The following is an 18,375-nucleotide window of genomic DNA, read 5'->3' on the forward strand; positions in this document are numbered from 1 at the left end:
TTTCGCTCCCTGACGAATCGTCGCCCTGCCCGACTGGAGATAGTAGCAACACTTTCCACCGACGAATAAGGCAGCGCTTCATGGACCCGATCATCGCCGCGACACATACCGATCCCTACCCTTATTACGCCAGCCTGCGAGCCGACGGCGGACTTTCATTTCATCAAGGACTCAGTCTGTGGGTGGCCAGCAGCGCCCAGGCCGTTACCGCCGTGCTGGCTCATCCCGACTGCAAGGTCCGGCCGGCCCACGAACCGGTGCCTAACGCTATTGCACACAGCGCGGCTGGCAAAGTGTTTGGTCAATTGATGCGAATGAACGATGGCGAACGCCAGCGCTGCCCGAGGTCGGCCATGCAGCCGGGACTTGAAGTGATCGACACCGATGAGGTCAGCGCACTGGTGCGCGCCCGGTTGATCAGCCCTTCTGCTGACGGACTGCACAAGGCCATGTTCATGGGCCCGGTGTGCGTGGTCGCTGCGTTGCTCGGCTTTACGCCAGCCGAAGGTCGAACCCTCAGTAAACTGACAGCTGATTTTGTCGCGTGCCTGTCGCCCCTGAGCAACCCGGCCCAGCTGGACACGGCCCATGCGGCGGCGGAACAGTTGAACGGTTACTTCGTAGAACGCCTCAGCGCGCAGGATCGCCAAAGCCCGCTACTTGAAGGGATTCGCCAACGCCTGGCAAACCCCGACACCCTGCGCGCCAACCTGATTGGCCTGCTTTCCCAGACCTATGAGGCCACCGCCGGGGTGATCGGCAACGCGGTGCTGGCATTGATCCGCAATCCGCAGCTCAAGGCTGAAATGCAGCGCGACCCGGCACGGGTCAAAGATCTGTTGGCGGAAGTCCAGCGCCATGACCCTTCGGTGCAGAACACCCGTCGTTTCGTCAGCGCGCCTTGTGAAATCGACGGCGTGAGTCTCAAACCCGGCGATGTCATCCTGGTGCTGCTGGCCTCGGCCAACCGCGACCCACAGCTCAATGACAACCCGGACGCCTTGATCCTCGACCGCCCGACCCGCCGCAGCTTCACCTTCGGCACCGGCCGTCATCAATGCCCCGGCCAGACACTGGCCCTAAGCATCGCCAGCGCCACACTCAGCGAACTCCTGACGCACCACGGTTTGCTCGATCAGCTTGCCTGGGAGTACCGCCCGTCACTGAACGGGCGTATTCCGGTGTTTCGCGAGCGGTAGGAGGTTTAGTCACGGTAGGCGGTGATTTTCGAAGCGTTGCCTTATGCGGGACATCGTCAGCGTTTTCAGACCCGTCCTACAGCAATGACCCTCTGCTTGAGATAGCGTCTCGTCGCACTTAACAGGCGAAACAAGGACGCGCATGGCTCGTAACAAGGACATACCAAAAGTCTGGAACCCACCGTCGGGTGACGGTCATCACCACACCTCTAGATACATGACGCCAACCGAGCTTGCAGAGCGTGAGTCTCGGCAGCAGGCATATGAGGACATGCTCTGATCAAAGCCGGAACGGTCGACAACAAAGGCAACATTCAGGGAGTTAAAAAGTGAGCCTGCTCTATCAAGATCCATCGATGAACCATGACAAAGCGAACACTCTTCTTGCTGAAGGAAAGGAAACGGATGTCATCGCCGCCCTGATCTCCATCGGTCTTAACGAGCCAGATGGAGCGTGGGCTCAGAACACTTGCCTGCACTATCTGAACAGTGAGAGTGAAAATGTTGCATCAGCGGCCATCACAGCCCTTGGTCATGTGGCACGCCGACACGGTCAATTGGAGCTAGAGAAGGTACTCGCGGCCTTTGAGCGTGCGAAGGCGCGATTCCCCTCTCTTGAACCTGTCATCTCGGACACACTTGAAGACATCGAGCTATTTACCTGACGTACTGCCAGGTAAATACCCGTAGCGGCGTCCTCAAGCGTTGCGATATTCAACCGTCAAATGTGACAGTTCATGGACCGGGGCCAACCGTTCGCGGATGGCATCGGCCGTGACGGCTGCCGAGGTCACGACGCTGACAATCGCAGCCCGGGCTTGCGGGCCTACGCGCCAGACATGCAGGTCGGTGATACTGACATCGCCGGTCGACTCAAGCAGCTCACGAACTTCGGCGGCGACGTGTTCATCGGTCGTGTCCAGCAGCACTGCGGCGCTGTCTCGCATCAAGCCATAGGCCCAATTGGAGATGACGATTGCGCCGACGATACCCATCACCGGGTCCAGCCAGACCCAACCCAGATAGCGACCGGCCAACAACGCAGCGATTGCCAGCACGGAGGTCATCGCATCGGCCAGCACATGGACATAAGCCGAACGCAGATTGTTGTCGTGATGATGGCCATGATCGTGACCGTGATCGTGACCGTGACCGTGACCGTGACCGTGACCGTGACCGTGACCGTGACCGTGGTCATGATGCGCAGAGTTGCCGGCCAGTAAAAGTGCGCTGACGATGTTCACAGCCAGGCCCAGCACGGCGATCAGTGTCGCTTCAGTGAAGGCCACGGTAGTCGGTTGAAACAACCGCATGACGGACTCTACAGCAATGACGATCGAGACCAGCCCCAGCACCATGGCCKAGGCGAAGCCCGCCAGGTCCCCGACTTTGCCCGTACCAAAACTGTAGCGCGCATTGCCGGCGTTTCGTCTGGCAAACCCGTAGGCGATTGCAGTAATGCCCAGCGCACCAACGTGGGTGGCCATATGGAAACCATCCGCCAACAGCGCCATGGACCCGGTGATGTAACCGGCGGCAATCTCGCTAACCATCATGACGAACGTCAGCGCAACGACCCACAGCGTGCGCCTGGCATTCTCATCGTGGGTGGCACCCAGGAACATGTGATCGTGGGAATAACGTGAGACCTGAGGTGAACTACTCATGGGTTGCATGACCTTCAATTTGAGTAACGACGAATGGCTTGCAGCAACTCTTCAAGGCCTTCGGCGCGTTCTTGATCACTGAGCTCGGGGCTGGCTACGTGTTCGCGGGCGTGGGCTTCGATGAACTGGTCCATCAGACCGTTGACCGCGCCACGGATCGCCGCGACCAAATGCAGGGTCTTGGCGCAGTCGGCCTCCGACTCCAATGCGCGCTCGACGGCTTGAACCTGGCCGGCAATCCGACGAACCCGCTTCAGCAGATCGTCCTTGTGTTCGTGAATGTGCGACATACCCATACCCCCTATACCTATCTGCGAAAAGGATAGTCGTCGATCACGTCGATATTGGCAACCCTGTATTCACCCAATGGTCATGGGATACGTCGCGATACAGCGTTAGAACAAGGCGCTCAGATCAACCGCCTCGGCCATCGCCTGATTCCCGTCATCCCCCGGGCGCAGGTGATCGCCCGAATCGTACGCCGGCAGAAAAAACGCGTGAGATGCTGTGGGTCGCGCATGATGCGCAGGCATAACAGCGGTCAGTCGTCGCGGGTCAGCACTTCGAGTAATTCAATCTCGAAAACCAGGTTGGAGTTGGGCGGGATGGCGCCCATCGAACGCTCGCCATACGCCAGGTGCGCCGGTACCAGCAACTTGCGCTTGCCGCCGACCTTCATGCCCATCAAGCCCTGATCCCAGCCCTTGATCACTCGGCCGGTGCCGATCACGCATTGAAAGGGTTTGCCGCGCTCCCAGGAAGAGTCGAACGGCGTACCGTCCTCCAGAAAACCGCGGTACTGGGTGGTAATCAAGGCGCCTTTGACGGCGGCTTTGCCATCGCCCGGTTCAAGGTCGATGACCTGCAATTCTTCGTTCATTACTGCTCTCTCGTTCGCGATGACCCTAAACACGGCCCGCGTTTTCTCAGATTTCGCGCTGCAGGGCAATCCCGTTGAAGACGCAGATGCAGGCACCCGCTCAACGCTCAATCGGCATGACCGCCAGAATCTGCCCGCTGCCGGTATGCACCAGCATGTATTTGTCGTTGATTTGCACCCACTGGCTCTGGCTTTGCGGGGTGTTCAAGCCGCGTCTTTTCCAGTCGACCAGGGCTTTTTCGCTGCGGGTGTAGACATCCGGTGCCTGGTCGCCGACGTGCAGGTTGCGGGCATTGATTGGCGCCGACTGGACGATGGTTTGCAGGGTATCGGCGGCCAGGACCGTCGGGCAGACAACCGCAAGACTCACAAGCACCGCCATGGCAGCCAGATTTCTTTGACGCAGCATCGGTATTCCTCCAGTGAATTGATGACACCCGCTCTGGGACCGCGATTGCGTCCGGTCATTCGAAACGCTAACACTTCACTGTAGCGATAATTCAGCGGTTGATCCCATCGCAGTGATAATCCATACGCATCAATGGATGTTAAATATGCACTTATCATATCGATCGACCTGCCCCAGTATCCGGCCTTAATAAGATCCATGCGCCACGTTGCGCATGTCATAAAAGCGCGGGAGACACAACATGCAGGCTACAACCCATCCGCCAGCGACATCCGCTCGCAGCAAGGCCAGTGCAATTTTCCGGGTCACCTCGGGCAACTTCCTGGAACAGTTCGACTTCTTCCTCTTCGGTTTCTACGCCACCTATATTGCGGCGGCGTTCTTCCCTGCCAGCAGCGAATTCGCCTCGCTGATGATGACCTTCGCGGTGTTTGGCGCGGGGTTCTTGATGCGTCCGTTGGGCGCGGTGATTCTCGGTGCGTACATCGATGATGTCGGCCGCCGCAAAGGCTTGATCGTCACCCTGTCGATCATGGCCAGCGGCACGATTCTGATTGTGCTGGTGCCCGGCTACGAGACCATCGGCCTGTTTGCCCCGGCGCTGGTGTTGATCGGTCGCCTGCTTCAAGGCTTCTCCGCCGGTGCGGAACTGGGCGGCGTGTCGGTGTACCTGGCGGAAATCGCCACGCCAGGCCGCAAGGGCTTTTTCACCAGTTGGCAGTCGGCCAGCCAGCAAGTGGCGATCGTCATTGCCGCCGCGCTGGGCTATGCGCTGAACCAATGGATGCCGGCGACGGTGATTGCCGATTGGGGCTGGCGCATTCCGTTTTTCGTTGGTTGCATGATCGTGCCGTTCATCTTCCTGCTGCGGCGCAACCTTGAAGAAACCGCAGAGTTCACCGCCCGCCGTCACCGCCCAAACATGCGTCAGGTGTTCGGCACTTTGCTGCAAAACTGGCAGATCGTGATCGCCGGGATGCTGATGGTGGCGCTGACCACCACCGCGTTTTACCTGATCACCGTGTACGCGCCGACCTTCGGCAAAACCGTGCTGCACCTGAGCACTTCCGATGCGCTGCTGGTGACCTTGCTGGTCGGCGTTTCGAACTTCTGCTGGCTGCCACTGGGTGGCGCACTGTCGGACCGCATCGGTCGGCGTCCGGTGCTGGTGGCGATGACCCTGTTGACCTTGGCCACGGCCTACCCGGCATTGTCGTATCTGGTCCAGGCGCCGAGCTTCATCAACATGCTGCTGGTGCTGCTGTGGCTGTCGTTCATCTACGGTTTGTACAACGGCGCCATGGTTGCAGCGCTGACCGAAATCATGCCGGTGGAAGTTCGCGTGGCTGGTTTCTCCCTGGCCTACAGCCTGGCGACTGCAGTGTTCGGCGGCTTCACCCCGGCGATTTCGACCTTCCTGATTCAATACTCCGGCGACAAGGCCGCCCCCGGTTACTGGATGAGTTTCGCCGCGCTGTGTGCGTTGTGCGCAACGCTGTATCTGTACCGGCGCTCGACCGGTCGTTTACAAGCCGCCTTGCAATAAGCCCCCTGACAGAGAGGTATCGATGAAAAAATTACTGAACCTTGCGGCGCTGACCCTGATCGGCGCCCTGGGCCTGAACAGCGTTGCCCAGGCTGAAGAGCTGCACGTGATGACCTCCGGTGGCTTCACAGCCGCCTACAAAGTGCTCGGTCCGAAGTTCGCCGCCGCCACCGGCAACACGCTCGATACGGCGCTCGGCCCGTCGATGGGCAAGGCGCCGGAAGCGATCCCCAACCGGCTGGCCCGTGGCGAGCACGCCGATGTGGTGATCATGGTCGGCTACGCTCTGGATGAGCTGATCAAGCAAGGCAAGGTCTTGCCCGGGTCACGGGTTGAACTGGCCGATTCGAGGATTGGCCTGGTGGTGCGCGAGGGTGTGGCGAAGCCGGATATCAGCTCGGTCGAGGCGCTGAAGGCGACATTGCTCAATGCCAAATCCGTGGCCTATTCCGACAGCGCCAGCGGCGTGTACATCCAGGATCAGCTGTTCAAGCGCCTGGGGATCGAACCGCAGCTCAAAGCCAAATCGACCATGGTGCCGAAAATTCCGGTGGCTTCGGTGGTTGCCACGGGCGACTACCAATTGGGCTTTCAACAGGTCAGTGAATTGCTCCCGGTACCCGGCGTAACCTACGTCGGCAAGCTTCCGGAATCGGTGCAGTCGGTGACACGCTTCGCCGCTGGCATTCCGGTGGGTGCGCAACATCCGGCGCAAGCCAAGGCCTTGCTCGACTACCTCGCCTCCCCGGCCGCCCAGCCAGAGGTCGTGGCGACCGGCCTGGACTCGGTCAGCCGTTAAGCCTGGCGCCGGCCCCAGCCAATCTATGCTGAGGCCGGCTTGACCTTCATTTCAATAATCAGCCGCTCCAGCTCCAACGCCGCAGGCGTCAGCGTCCGCCCCCGACGCTTGAGCAGGCCGACGCTGCGCATCACTTGCGGATCAGTCAGCGGTACGTGAGTCAGAATCGGGTGGTCACTGCCGGGCATCGCCATCAACGGCACCGCAGCGATCCCCAGCCCGGCTTCAACCAGGCCGATCATGGTGGTGACATGTCGGGTTTCGCAGATGCTCTGACGCACCGGAACAATCCCGCTCAACGCCTGATCCAGCAGGAAGCGATTGCCCGACGTCTTGTCGAGGGAGATGTAATCCTGCTGGTACAGCTCGCTCCAGCTCACGCTTGCGCGGTTGGCCAAGGCGTGATCACGCCGGCAAGCGACCACATAACGTTCCTGCACCAACGGTTCGAACTCGACGTCAGCCTCCAGCGTGCCCATGAAACTCAAGCCGAAATCCGCCTCGCCATTGACCACCGCACTCAGCACGTCATGGGCGCTGGAGTCGAGCACCTTGACCTTGATTCGTGGAAATCGCTGATGGTATTGGGCGACCACCCGCGGCATGAAGTAGTAAGCCGCCGACGGCACGCAAGCCACGGTGACATAACCCAAACGGGTCGACGCCACGTCGCTGATCCCCAGCAGCGCCACATCCAGGTCATCCAGCAACCGGTCGACACTCGGCGCAAACGCACGCCCCGCCTGGGTCAGGCTAACGCGGCGAGTGGTGCGCTCGAACAGTTTGACGCCCAGTGCGTCTTCGAGCTTTTCAATCCGTCGACTCAGCGCCGGCTGGGAGATGCGCACCGCGTCGGCGGCCTTGCGAAAGCTGCCCTGCTCGACCACGGCGCGAAAAGCCTGCAAGTCATTCAGGTCGAAGTTGATGGCCATGAAGCGCACTCAGCGGCAAACGAATTGATCAGCTTATCCTATGAATGTAACAAATTGATGCAAAATGTAACGCGAAAATCCGCAATAGCCGGCACTCATGACTGACTGACGCCGGCCCAGCCTTTATCCTTGTCGCCTTTGCACCCCATGATTGTCTGCAATTTTTGTTGTTCGACGTTTTCCCAGGAGTAAGCCATGCCCCATGAAGGCAACCTGTTGCAAGCCGCTGTCGTCTTTCTGTTCGCGGCGGTGCTCACCGTGCCTTTGGCCAAACGCCTGCAACTGGGCGCGGTGTTGGGCTATCTGCTGGCCGGCGTCATCATCGGGCCGTCGGTGCTGGGGTTGATCGGCAACCCGCAAAGCGTCAGCCATATTTCCGAGCTTGGCGTGGTGTTGCTACTGTTCATCATCGGCCTTGAGCTGTCGCCACGACGGCTGTGGGTGATGCGCAAAGCGGTGTTTGGCGTCGGTCTGGCGCAAGTGCTGCTGACCGGTTCAGTGATCGGCGTGCTGGCGTTCTACGTGTTCGGCCAGGCGCTCAACAGCGCGATCGTGCTCGGCCTGGGATTGGCGTTGTCGTCCACCGCGTTCGGTCTGCAAAGCCTGGCTGAACGCAAGGAACTGACCAGCCCGCACGGGCGGCTGGCGTTTGCGATTCTACTGTTTCAGGACATCGCCGCGATCCCGCTGATCGCCATGGTGCCGCTGCTCGCCGGCGGTGATCACACCTCGACCGCCGCTGAAGAGTTGAACCATGTCCTGCGGGTGCTGGGCAGCATCGCGGTGGTGGTGATTGGCGGGCGTTACCTGTTGCGGCCGGTGTTTCGTGTGGTCGCCAAAACCGGCCTGCCGGAAGTCTCGACCGCCACTGCGCTGCTGGTGGTAATCGGCACCGCGTGGCTGATGGACCTGGTCGGCGTGTCGATGGCCCTCGGCGCTTTCCTCGCCGGCCTGCTGCTGGCGGACTCGGAATACCGCCATGAACTGGAAGCGCAAATCGAACCGTTCAAGGGCCTGCTGTTGGGGCTATTTTTCATCAGCGTCGGCATGGGCGCCAACATCAGCCTGCTGTTCAGCGCCCCGGCAACGGTGCTGGGCCTGACCCTGCTGCTGATCATGCTCAAGCTGCCGATGCTGTTTGTCGTCGGGCGACTGGCCGGAGGTTTGAATCGGCTGAGTGCGTTGCGTCTGGGCATCGTGCTGGCGGCGGGTGGTGAGTTCGCGTTCGTGGTGTTCAAGATCGGCCGCGACCAAGGCCTGTTCGACCCTCGGATGTACGACCTTCAGGTGCTGACCATCACCCTGTCGATGGCCGTGACCCCGCTGTTGCTGCTGATGTGCGGCCGACTGGTGAAATCGAAAGTCCAGCCCGTCGCCGTGCCGCCGCACTTGCGCGAAATCGACACCGACGCCCCTCGCGTAGTCATCGCCGGCTTGGGCCGGATGGGCCAGATCGTCGCGCGGATTCTACGGGCGCAAAAAATCCAGTTCGTCGCCCTCGACACCTCGGTGGAAACCATCGAGCTGTCGCGCAGCTTTGGCGGTGTGCCGGTGTTCTATGGCGACCCGATGCGCCCGGAAATACTCCACGCGGCCAAGGTCGGGCAGGCGGAATACTTTGTGATTGCCACCGATGACCCGGACACCAACATCAAGACCGCCGAACTGGTGCGCAAACTCTACCCGCACATGAAAATCATCGCCCGTGCGCGTAACCGTCAGCATGTGCACCGCCTGGTCGACCTCGGCGCCGAGGCGATCCGCGAAACCTATTATTCAAGCCTGGAAATGAGTCGCCGGACCCTGATCGGTCTGGGCCTGAGCCAGACCCAGGCCGACGCCCGCATCGAGCGTTTCAAGCATCACGACGAACAAGTGCTCGAAGCCCAGCACGCGATCTACGACGATGCCGCGAAAGTCATGCAAAGCGCCCAGGAAGCCCGAGCCGAACTGGCGCGGTTGTTCGAGGCGGATCGGATTGAGGAAGAGACGGTCAAACCTTGAAGCCAAAAAAGATCGCGTTCCCCGTGGGAGCTGCCGCAGGCCGCGATCTTTTGCTCTGAAATGTTGAAAGGAATCCACGATGAGTAGCACCGACCAATCCTCCCCCGCCCTGAAGGAAATCTTCAACGCCGAGCGCTTGCAACACATCGCCAGCGAAATGCACGCGGTGTACCCGGCGTTCAACGCCAGGGCGTTCCTGAAACTGGCCAATGAAGGTTTGGCCGAGTTGTCGGTGATGCAGCGCATGGCACGGGTCGGTGAATGCCTGCACGCGGTGCTGCCGCTGAGCTATGAGCAGACACTGGAAATCCTGCGCCCGCTCGCACCACGCTTGAACAGCGGCTTCGTCAGCATGTTCCTGCCTCAGTACGTCGCCACTTATGGTGCCCACGCGTTCGAGCTGTCGATGGACGCGCTCAAGTACTTCACCACGTTCGGTTCCTCGGAGTTCGCGATCCGGCATTTCTTGCGTAGCGACTTCGAACGCTCACTGGCACTGATGCACGACTGGTCGCTGGACGACAACGAACACGTCCGCCGCCTGGCCAGCGAAGGTAGTCGCCCGCGCCTGCCGTGGTCGTTTCGCCTCGAATCGGTGCAAGCCGACCCGACGCTGGCAGCAGCAATCCTCGACAACCTCAAGGCCGACAGCAGCCTTTACGTGCGCAAGTCGGTGGCCAACCACCTCAACGACATCACCAAGGACCACCCCGAGTGGGTGCTGAGCCTGATCGAAGGCTGGTCGCTGGAAGACCCGCGCACCGCGTGGATCGCCAAACACGCCCTGCGCAGCCTGATCAAACAGGGCAACCAACGGGCACTGGCAATCATCGGCGCTGGCGGCAAACCCGAGGTCCAGATCCATAACCTCAAGGTTGAACCGGCAGTGATCAGTCTCGGCGAAACTATAAAGCTCTCGTTCGACCTTCATTCAACCGCCAGTGACCACCAGCAACTGGTGGTCGATTACGCCATCGACTACGTCAAAGCCTCAGGCGCTACCTCAGCGAAAGTCTTCAAACTCAAGGGCCTCACCCTGCCCGCCCACGCCCGCCAAACCCTCAGCCGCACCCAGAAGATTCGCGAGCTGACCACCCGCAAACATTACGCGGGCACGCATGCGGTACACATCATGGTCAATGGCGAGCGACTGGGAAGCACCGCGTTTGAAATTACCCCGTAACCCAGAGCAGGTGCGCGCCTGACCCTTGCCAGCGATGGCATTTGTAAAAACGCTATCGCCAGCAAGCCGCGCTTCCGCAGTTTTGATTGGCGTACATCTGTGAGTGATTGGTCGGCTGTCAGGGCGCTATCGCGAGCAGGCTCGCTCCCACAGTTTTGATTGGTGTACATCCGCAAGAGGTTGGTCGGCTGTCAGGGCGCTATCGCGAGCAGGCTCGCTCCCACAGAGGTTGGTCGGCTGTCAGGATCAAAAAGATCGCAGCCTACGCTTGAGAGGTGGGCCCAAGCAGCAGCGCCTGCTCGCGATCACACAACCCCACCACATAATCCCACAACACCCGCAACCGCACCGACTTGTGCAACTCACGCCGGGTACTGATCCAATAACTGCGCTGAATGCTTTCGGCCGGCAGCAATGGCACCAGCTCCGGATCGTTGCTGGCCATGTAACACGGCAACACCGCAATCCCCAATCCCGAACGCGCCGCCTGTTGCTGGGCGATTACGCTGGTGCTGTGAAACACCACCTGAGGGCTGCGGCAAAAACTGTTGAGGAACATCAACTCCTGACTGAACAACAGATCATCGACGTAACCGATCCACGCATGCCGCGCCAGGTCTTCCCGACTGCGCAACGGCGGCGAACGGTCGAGGTAAGCCTGGCTGGCATAAAGCGCCAAACGGTAATCCGTGAGCTTGCGAGTGACCAGCATGTCAGCCGCCGGGCGCTCCAGATGAATACTGATCTCGGCTTCGCGATTGAGGATACTGACGAAACGCGGCACCGCCACCAACTCCACTTCCAGCCCCGGATAGCGATCAAACAAACCCTGCATGCGGCTGGCGAGAAACATGATCCCCAAGCCTTCGGTCACCCCGACCCGAATCTTGCCCAGCGGCGCACTGGACTGGGTGATTTCCTCCTGCGCCAGCAAGGCCACGTTCTCCATGGCTTCAGCATGTTTGAGCAGCGCTTCGCCAGCCGGGGTCAGTTGGTAACCCTGGGCTTGCTGGACAAACAGCGCGGTGCCGAGGCTCGTTTCAATCGCCTCGATGTGTCGCGCCACCGTGGCGTGGGTGGTTTTCAAGCGCCGGGCGGCGGTCAGCAAGCGGCCGCTGCGTTGCAATTCGAGAAAAAACCGCAAGTCATTCCAGTCGAACATCAGCCTTCCTTGCATGCGTGGGAGTTGATCACTGTTTAAAAACGCACAGCAGCTGAGCAAAAACTAACATTCTTTTGCCGAAAACTAACAACTAGGATGGATCCCAATAAGAACAACACGCTGCGAGGTCATGGATGCAACCTGCCGTTGATGCATACGATTACATCGTGGTCGGCGCCGGACCGGCCGGCTGCCTGCTGGCCAATCGGCTCTCCGCCAACCCGCAGCACCGGGTGTTGCTGCTTGAAGCCGGCGGGCGCGATAACTACCCGTGGATTCACATTCCGGTCGGTTACCTGTTTTGCATCGGCAACCCGCGCACCGACTGGTGCTTCAAGACCGAAGCGCAAACCGGCCTGCAAGGCCGCAGCCTGAGCTACCCGCGCGGCAAGGTGCTGGGTGGTAGCTCATCGATCAACGGCATGATCTATATGCGCGGCCAGGCCGGCGATTACGACCGTTGGGCCGCCGAGGGCAACCCCGGCTGGAACTGGAACGACGTACTGCCGCTGTTCAAACAGAGCGAAAACCATTTTGCCGGTGACTCGGCGTTTCACGGCGCCGCCGGGGAATGGCGCGTCGAGCGCCAGCGGCTGTCGTGGCCGATTCTCGACGCCTTCCGCAGCGCCGCCGAACAAAGCGGCATCGCCAGCGTCGATGACTTCAACCAGGGCGACAACGAAGGCTGCGGTTACTTCCAGGTGAATCAGAAAGCCGGGGTACGCTGGAATGCTGCCAAGGCCTTTCTCAAACCGGTTCGCCACCGACCAAACCTTACCGTCCTGACCGGTGTCGACGTCGACCGCGTGCTGCTGGAAAACGGCCGGGCATCCAGGGTCAGCGCCCGCTGGCAAGGTCAGGTAAAAACCTTTGCGGCCCGTCGGGAGATCATCCTCAGCGCCGGTTCAGTCGGTTCGCCGAGCATCCTGCAACGTTCCGGCATTGGCCCGGGCAGTCTGCTCAAGCGCCTGGGCATCGGCGTCGCCCATGAGCTCAATGGCGTGGGGGGCAACCTGCAGGATCACTTGCAGCTGCGGCTGATCTATAAGCTGGAAAACGCCCGGACCCTGAACCAGATCGCCGGCAGCCTGTGGGGCAAAATCGGCATGGGCTTGCGCTATCTGTACGACCGCAGTGGCCCGCTGTCGATGGCCCCCAGTCAACTCGGCGCCTTCGCCCGCTCCGGACCGGAACAAACCTCGGCGAACCTCGAATACCACGTCCAACCGCTCTCGCTCGAACGCTTTGGCGAACCCTTGCATGCGTTCCCGGCGTTTACCGCCTCGGTCTGCGACCTGCGCCCGCAAAGCCGTGGCCGCGTCGAGATTCGCTCGGCCGACCCGCAACAGCCGCCGCTGATTCAACCCAATTACCTGAGCCATCCCGAAGACCTGCGCGTGGCCGCCGAGGCCATTCGCCTGACCCGGCGCATCGTAGCCGCACCGGCCTTGCAACCGTTCAACCCGGTCGAATACCTGCCGGGCACAGCCTTGCAAAGCGAAGAACAACTGCACGAAGCCGCCGCGCGTATCGGCACGACGATTTTCCACCCGGTCGGCACCTGCCGCATGGGCAACGATGCCGATGCCGTGGTCGATGCCCAACTGCGGGTCCACGGCATCCCCGGATTGCGCATCGCCGATGCATCGATCATGCCGCACATCACCTCGGGCAATACCTGCTCACCGACACTGATGATCGCCGAAAAAGCGGCGCAGCTGATTCTCAGCACCCCTATAAACACCCACCCTGTGGGAGCGAGCCTGCTCGCGAAGAGGCCTGTCAGCCACCTCTGATGGTGACTGACACAACGCCTTCGCGAGCAGGCTCGCTCCCACAAAGGCCGCGCAATACCAGCAGGAGCAGCACCAGCCCATACGGCCGGTGCTGACAGTGGAACAACAATAAATAAACACTGTGAGGGATACCGACATGTCAGAACAGGCTCAAGCCATCGCCGCAACGCTCAGCGCCGGCACCAGCAAGGAAACCCAGAAAGTCATCTTCGCCTCGTCCCTCGGGACGGTGTTCGAATGGTATGACTTCTTCCTCTACGGCGCCCTCGCGGCGGTGATCAGCAAACAGTTTTTCGCCGGGGTCAACGACACCACCGCCTTCATCTTCGCGCTGATGGCCTTTGCTGCCGGTTTCATCGTGCGGCCGTTCGGCGCTCTGGTGTTCGGTCGACTGGGGGACATGATCGGGCGCAAATACACCTTCCTCGCCACGATCATCCTGATGGGCCTGGCAACCTTCTCCGTCGGCCTGCTGCCGACCTACGCCAGCATCGGCATTGCCGCGCCGATCATTCTGGTGGTGCTGCGCATGCTCCAGGGCCTGGCACTCGGCGGCGAGTACGGCGGTGCCGCGACCTACGTGGCAGAACACGCGCCGGTCGGCAAACGCGGTTTCCACACCAGCTGGATTCAGTCCACCGCGACCCTCGGTTTGCTGCTCTCGCTGCTGGTGGTGCTTGGCTGCCGTTACTTCACCGGTGATCAGTTCGAAGTCTGGGGCTGGCGCATTCCGTTCCTGCTGTCGATCGTACTGCTGGGCATTTCGACCTGGATTCGCCTGAGCCTGCACGAGTCGCCGGCCTTCTTGAAAATGAAAGAAGAAGGCAAGTCCTGCAAAGCACCGATCCGCGAATCCTTCGGTAACTGGGAAAACCTCAAAGTCGTGCTGATTGCATTGTTCAGCATCAACGCCGGGCAAGCGGTGACCTTCTATGCGGCACAGTTCTATGTGCTGTTCTTCCTCACCCAGTTCCTGAAAATGGACCCGGCCCTGGCCAACACCTTGCTGATTGTCAGCGTGGTGATCGGTGCACCGTTCTTCATTTTCTTCGGCTGGCTGTCGGACCGGGTCGGGCGCAAACCGATCCTGATGATTGGCCTGTTGCTGGCCACCGTACTGTACTTCCCGATCTTCAAAACCCTGGCCCATTACGCCAACCCGGCCATCGACCGCGCCAGTCAACAAGCGCCGATCAGCGTGCTGGCCGACCCGGCCACCTGCACCTTCCAGTTCGACCCGGTCGGCAAGGCGCGGTTTGACAGCCCCTGCGACAAGGTCAAAACCTTCCTGGTCAAACAAGGTCTGCCTTACAGCAGCAAAGCCGCCCCTGCCGGCAGCACCGTGCAGGTCAGCGTTGGCGATGTAAAAATCGACGGTTACGACGAAGCCGCCCTGCGCGGTGCCGTAACCCTGGCCGGCTACCCGCAACAGGCAGATACCCAGCAGATCAACAAACCGATGATCGTCGTGCTGATCGTCGCGCTGATCATCATTTCGGCGATGTGCTACGGACCGCTGGCGGCGCTGATGGTCGAACTGTTCCCGACGCGCATCCGCTACACCTCGATGTCCCTGCCGTATCACATCGGCAACGGCTGGTTTGGTGGTTTCCTGCCGACCGTGTCGTTCGCGCTGGTGGTCTACACCGGGGATATTTTCTACGGGCTGTGGTACCCGATCCTGATCACCGGGGTGAGCCTTGTGGTAGGTATGCTCTGCTTGCGCGAAACCAAGGACGTGGACCTGCAGAAAAACTGACGGCATAAAAAAGTCCGCCCATGTTGGCCCTGGGCGGACTTTCACTGCACAGAACCGCATCGGCGGTTCCTGTCAGCAGAGTTTAGGCGACAATGTCCGTGGTTGCCGCCTGACCGACCGTTCCCACGGCAAAATCCACCGCACCGTGGCCGGTGAGATCGATATACAAACTGGTCTGGTTGGTCTGTGCGAAGTACGTCAGGATCGCATCGCCGGCATGGCCGGTGAAACCACTGACGAAGTTCAGCGTGGCGGCGCCGGACGCGAACTGCGCGATGCCCGACAGGTCGATCTTGTCCTCACCGCTGGTGAAATCCATGATCCAGTCCGGCGCGGTCATGGTCGAATCGGATGCCGCGCCGAACACGAAGGTGTCCGCCCCTGCCCCGCCCCACAAAGTATCGCCGCCACCGCCGCCGTAGAGGATGTCGTTGCCGGCACCGCCTTCGAGCAGGTTGGCCACCGCGTTGCCGATCAGCAGGTCATTGCCCGAACCACCGATAGCGTTTTCCAGGGTTACGCCGTGGGCGATGGACACGTTGCCGACCAGGCCGCCAACGTCAGAGAACGAGCCTTGGTTGAGGTTGATCTTCTGGTTCTGGCTGAAGCCCGAGAAGTCCAGGGTGTCATTGCCGCCACCGTCCCACACCGAGAACACCACTTTGGAAGCCGACGAGGTGGCGCTGTAGAAATCGCGCCCGGTGTTGGAGTTGAAACCGTAGACGGTATCATCGGCACGGGTCTCGAGGTTGGCACCRTAGAGTTTTTGCACCGCGACAATGTCGTCCATCAACGGCGCAGAAGCGTACGCGCCGCTGCCATCCTTGCTGAAATCCTGACCGGTGTTGCTCTCGCTCCAGTAGCTCATCAGGCTGTAGCCGCGCGTGTCCTGAGCGTAGGTCACGTCGTTATAGGTCGGGTTGCCGCTACCCGCGTTATAGACACCCGGATGGGACAGGCCCAGGCTGTGACCGATTTCGTGGGTCAGGGTCTGACGCCCGTAGTTGTTGGTGCCCGGCGTCTCGTTGACCCGGTACTGATCGTTGATCAGGTACCAGGACTGACCGTCGTAGCTACCGCCCGACGGCAAGTAGGCGAACGCCGCGCCACCGGTGCTGACATCGTAGTTACCGAAGCTCAGGTGTCCGTCACCGCCTGTTGCCCCTTCCTTGAAAGTGACATTGGCCACGTCCGACCAGGTTTGCAGAGAGAGTTTCGCCTGGGCTTTCTGCAGATCGCTGAACTCGCTGAAATGGCCCAGCTTGGTGTTGTAGTTAGCCGGCGCCGAAGTCATGAAGCTGTAGCTCAGTTCGACTTTGCCATTGCCGTCCGTGTCGTGCCAGGACAGGTTTTTACGCAGAATCTGATCAGCCGCCTGATCCGCGGTGAACGACGGTTTGCCGTTAATCAACTCAGCGCCACCGCGATCATACAAATGGCTGAAGGCATCGACCTGACTGTAGGCCGAACTGACCTGCCCTGAAGAAATGAGCGCTTTTGCTTTGGCCTGTGACATCACTTACGTCCTTGTTTCAAATAGTCGGTTCCGATAGACCACGGCGACCCCTTCGCGAGATCGTCCTATCACTCGCCCTGTTGAAGGCGTAACGAAACTGACACAGTTTGAAGCGGCGGGCCTATTGAATTTTTAGATAGCGGTCCGCTCAAGGACCAAGCGTCATGCCTCTTTACTGACCGGACTGACGGTACGCCCCTTCATCGTCAGCTGATTGACGTCTCCCCCCTGCAAGCGCGAGATATCAGGTTCAGCAATGTTCGAACAAGGGGAGTTCAACATGGTCAATGTCACCGTTTTGGCGGGAGATTTTCAACAAGGCGATAGCGAGTACCGTGAAGGGGCGTTGCAGTTGAAAACCCTTTTCAACCCTAACCAGGAAATCAAAGTGCGGCCCTCGGCATTCAAAACCCTGGAAGTGGCAACCGAGGACAGCGTGACCAACAAGGATGCGATTGGCTACAGCATCGCCGGCGCCATGCTGCTCGGCCCCATCGGGGCAATCGCCGGCTACCTGATGGCGGGCAAGGAGACCGAGATCACGTTCATCGCCACGCTCAAGGATGGTCGCAAGCTGTTGGCGGCAACGGACAGCGATACTTACCGGGATATTTCCCGACACATGCATCATTAAGCGTTACAGCGTAATCCCTTGTGCTCATGACGACTGAATGTCATGAGCACTTCGCGCCTTAATATCGATCACTATCGACTGCAATTATTCTGATAGTCCCTTCTGCACTGTCTTTATCTGTCTAATTCCTTAACAACATGGATTTAAGGTTGACGTCAGCGGCCTGCCTGAGTACATTGCCCGGGCCGGTAACTCAGGCCTTTTTTCAACTCACAAAAGAATCCAATGGACACAGTATCTAGACGCTGTCTGGCTGATGCGAATTCGCAGAGCTGGGCACTTAACCCAGAAAATGACGGGACTCGACTCCTCGGTCGGGTGAGCTGCGCTAGGGCTTGACGCTCCATCGTAACTTGCCTCTCCGGCGTCAGTCCGGTTGCGAGGCATGTTATGAACTTCAAATCTACTGTAATGCCAGGTGTACGCGCCTTCGCCTCGACGATGCGCGTAAAGCCTTGCCGTGAGCGCCCTGTGGCGGCTCACTCGCCGTTTTCCTCCCCTTCTTCGCGCACTCAGGCTCAGCTGCGTGCCACTTGGCGCGTCTGCCCGTCGACCGGCCAACTCCAGCAACGCTGGAGCCTCGACGAAAGCCAGGAACCACCGAGTTGGTGCTTTGCGCACCTCCTGCAGCAGGCCAGCGTATGGCTCGGCCTGCACCTCGGGGCACGCACTTTCAGTTGATCTGAAAGTACTTCCAAGGGTTTAACCAGCGTTTTCCTTAATAAGGAATTCGGCAACTTTCTATTGCCAATTTAAAACACAGACTTCACGGGGTTCGTTATGGACGAGGCCAGTAGTAGGTTCGCTGCATACCGTTTTTCATTGGGTGTGCAGCGAACGTTAAATACTAAAAAACACAACAATTTCAATCGATCGCTTACTTGCGACT

The 18,375-nt window shown here is 59.8% G+C and carries 17 protein-coding genes and 1 pseudogene; 11 read left to right on the forward strand and 7 right to left on the reverse strand.

All coding sequences use genetic code 11. The features are described from left to right. The first annotated feature begins 80 nt into the window (after positions 1-80). The 3 genes and pseudogenes from AC1DIH_RS14390 to AC1DIH_RS14400 all read left to right on the forward strand — a co-directional run bounded on the left by AC1DIH_RS14390 (position 81) and on the right by AC1DIH_RS14400 (position 1,864). The gene (locus AC1DIH_RS14390) at positions 81-1,199 is read left to right on the forward strand and encodes a cytochrome P450 (protein ID WP_477772172.1); all 1,119 of its coding nucleotides are present in this window, start codon (positions 81-83) and stop codon (positions 1,197-1,199) included. A gap of 142 nt (positions 1,200-1,341) precedes the next feature. Continuing rightward, positions 1,342-1,476: pseudogene (locus AC1DIH_RS14395) on the forward strand (S-type pyocin domain-containing protein); the annotation flags it as partial. Positions 1,477-1,528: 52 nt separating this feature from the next. Then, positions 1,529-1,864 carry a hypothetical protein gene (locus tag AC1DIH_RS14400; protein WP_477772173.1) on the forward strand — a complete coding sequence of 112 codons (336 nt, stop codon included), beginning with the start codon at positions 1,529-1,531 and terminating at the stop codon, positions 1,862-1,864. Between the two features lie 33 nt (positions 1,865-1,897). Here AC1DIH_RS14400 and dmeF read toward each other — a convergent pair whose 3' ends face one another. The 4 genes from dmeF to AC1DIH_RS14420 all read right to left on the reverse strand — a co-directional run bounded on the left by dmeF (position 1,898) and on the right by AC1DIH_RS14420 (position 4,155). Beyond that, positions 1,898-2,866 (reverse strand): CDF family Co(II)/Ni(II) efflux transporter DmeF, encoded by a 969-nt coding sequence (dmeF, locus tag AC1DIH_RS14405; RefSeq protein WP_477772174.1) that lies wholly within the window; start codon positions 2,864-2,866, stop codon positions 1,898-1,900. Positions 2,867-2,880: 14 nt separating this feature from the next. Then, positions 2,881-3,156, reverse strand: a complete 276-nt coding sequence (locus AC1DIH_RS14410; protein WP_054598351.1) for a metal/formaldehyde-sensitive transcriptional repressor — start codon at positions 3,154-3,156, stop codon at positions 2,881-2,883. A gap of 251 nt (positions 3,157-3,407) precedes the next feature. Then, positions 3,408-3,746, reverse strand: a complete 339-nt coding sequence (locus tag AC1DIH_RS14415; protein ID WP_477772175.1) for an FKBP-type peptidyl-prolyl cis-trans isomerase — start codon at positions 3,744-3,746, stop codon at positions 3,408-3,410. Positions 3,747-3,846: 100 nt separating this feature from the next. Then, complete coding sequence (locus AC1DIH_RS14420; protein WP_477772176.1) at positions 3,847-4,155, reverse strand: RcnB family protein; 309 nt, start codon at positions 4,153-4,155, stop codon at positions 3,847-3,849. Between the two features lie 241 nt (positions 4,156-4,396). Here AC1DIH_RS14420 and tcuC point away from each other — a divergent pair, with 241 nt between their 5' ends. Together tcuC and AC1DIH_RS14430 are read left to right on the forward strand one after the other, a co-directional pair. Further along, on the forward strand, positions 4,397-5,701 hold the full coding sequence (tcuC, locus tag AC1DIH_RS14425; RefSeq protein WP_477772177.1) for a tricarballylate/proton symporter TcuC: 1,305 nt from the start codon (positions 4,397-4,399) through the stop codon (positions 5,699-5,701). A 22-nt stretch (positions 5,702-5,723) separates the two neighbouring features. Beyond that, positions 5,724-6,500 carry a substrate-binding domain-containing protein gene (locus tag AC1DIH_RS14430; RefSeq protein WP_477772178.1) on the forward strand — a complete coding sequence of 259 codons (777 nt, stop codon included), beginning with the start codon at positions 5,724-5,726 and terminating at the stop codon, positions 6,498-6,500. 23 nt (positions 6,501-6,523) lie between these two features. Here the strand turns inward: AC1DIH_RS14430 and AC1DIH_RS14435 are convergent, their stop codons facing one another. Continuing rightward, positions 6,524-7,432, reverse strand: coding sequence for a LysR family transcriptional regulator (locus tag AC1DIH_RS14435; protein ID WP_477772179.1), 909 nt, complete (start codon positions 7,430-7,432; stop codon positions 6,524-6,526). Between the two features lie 195 nt (positions 7,433-7,627). On the opposite strand from AC1DIH_RS14435, the gene AC1DIH_RS14440 reads away from it, so the two are divergent. Next, the gene (locus tag AC1DIH_RS14440; RefSeq protein ID WP_054597678.1) at positions 7,628-9,436 is read left to right on the forward strand and encodes a monovalent cation:proton antiporter-2 (CPA2) family protein; all 1,809 of its coding nucleotides are present in this window, start codon (positions 7,628-7,630) and stop codon (positions 9,434-9,436) included. A 79-nt stretch (positions 9,437-9,515) separates the two neighbouring features. Further along, positions 9,516-10,619 (forward strand): DNA alkylation repair protein, encoded by a 1,104-nt coding sequence (locus tag AC1DIH_RS14445; RefSeq protein WP_477772180.1) that lies wholly within the window; start codon positions 9,516-9,518, stop codon positions 10,617-10,619. A 262-nt stretch (positions 10,620-10,881) separates the two neighbouring features. On the opposite strand, the gene AC1DIH_RS14450 is transcribed toward AC1DIH_RS14445, so the two are convergent. Beyond that, positions 10,882-11,781, reverse strand: a complete 900-nt coding sequence (locus AC1DIH_RS14450; RefSeq protein WP_477772181.1) for a LysR family transcriptional regulator — start codon at positions 11,779-11,781, stop codon at positions 10,882-10,884. Positions 11,782-11,915: 134 nt separating this feature from the next. Here AC1DIH_RS14450 and AC1DIH_RS14455 point away from each other — a divergent pair, with 134 nt between their 5' ends. After that, positions 11,916-13,577 carry a GMC family oxidoreductase gene (locus AC1DIH_RS14455; protein WP_477772182.1) on the forward strand — a complete coding sequence of 554 codons (1,662 nt, stop codon included), beginning with the start codon at positions 11,916-11,918 and terminating at the stop codon, positions 13,575-13,577. A gap of 136 nt (positions 13,578-13,713) precedes the next feature. Beyond that, positions 13,714-15,336 (forward strand): MFS transporter, encoded by a 1,623-nt coding sequence (locus tag AC1DIH_RS14460; RefSeq protein WP_477772183.1) that lies wholly within the window; start codon positions 13,714-13,716, stop codon positions 15,334-15,336. 82 nt (positions 15,337-15,418) lie between these two features. Here the strand turns inward: AC1DIH_RS14460 and AC1DIH_RS14465 are convergent, their stop codons facing one another. Further along, the gene (locus AC1DIH_RS14465) at positions 15,419-16,852 is read right to left on the reverse strand and encodes a serralysin family metalloprotease (RefSeq protein WP_477772184.1); all 1,434 of its coding nucleotides are present in this window, start codon (positions 16,850-16,852) and stop codon (positions 15,419-15,421) included. Positions 16,853-17,132: 280 nt separating this feature from the next. Here AC1DIH_RS14465 and AC1DIH_RS14470 point away from each other — a divergent pair, with 280 nt between their 5' ends. Beyond that, positions 17,133-17,486 carry a hypothetical protein gene (locus AC1DIH_RS14470; protein WP_054598352.1) on the forward strand — a complete coding sequence of 118 codons (354 nt, stop codon included), beginning with the start codon at positions 17,133-17,135 and terminating at the stop codon, positions 17,484-17,486. A 390-nt stretch (positions 17,487-17,876) separates the two neighbouring features. Next, on the forward strand, positions 17,877-18,167 hold the full coding sequence (locus tag AC1DIH_RS14475) for a hypothetical protein (RefSeq protein ID WP_054597684.1): 291 nt from the start codon (positions 17,877-17,879) through the stop codon (positions 18,165-18,167). The last annotated feature ends 208 nt before the right edge of the window (positions 18,168-18,375 follow it).

It is taken from the genome of Pseudomonas sp. 05N36, assembly GCF_056397385.1.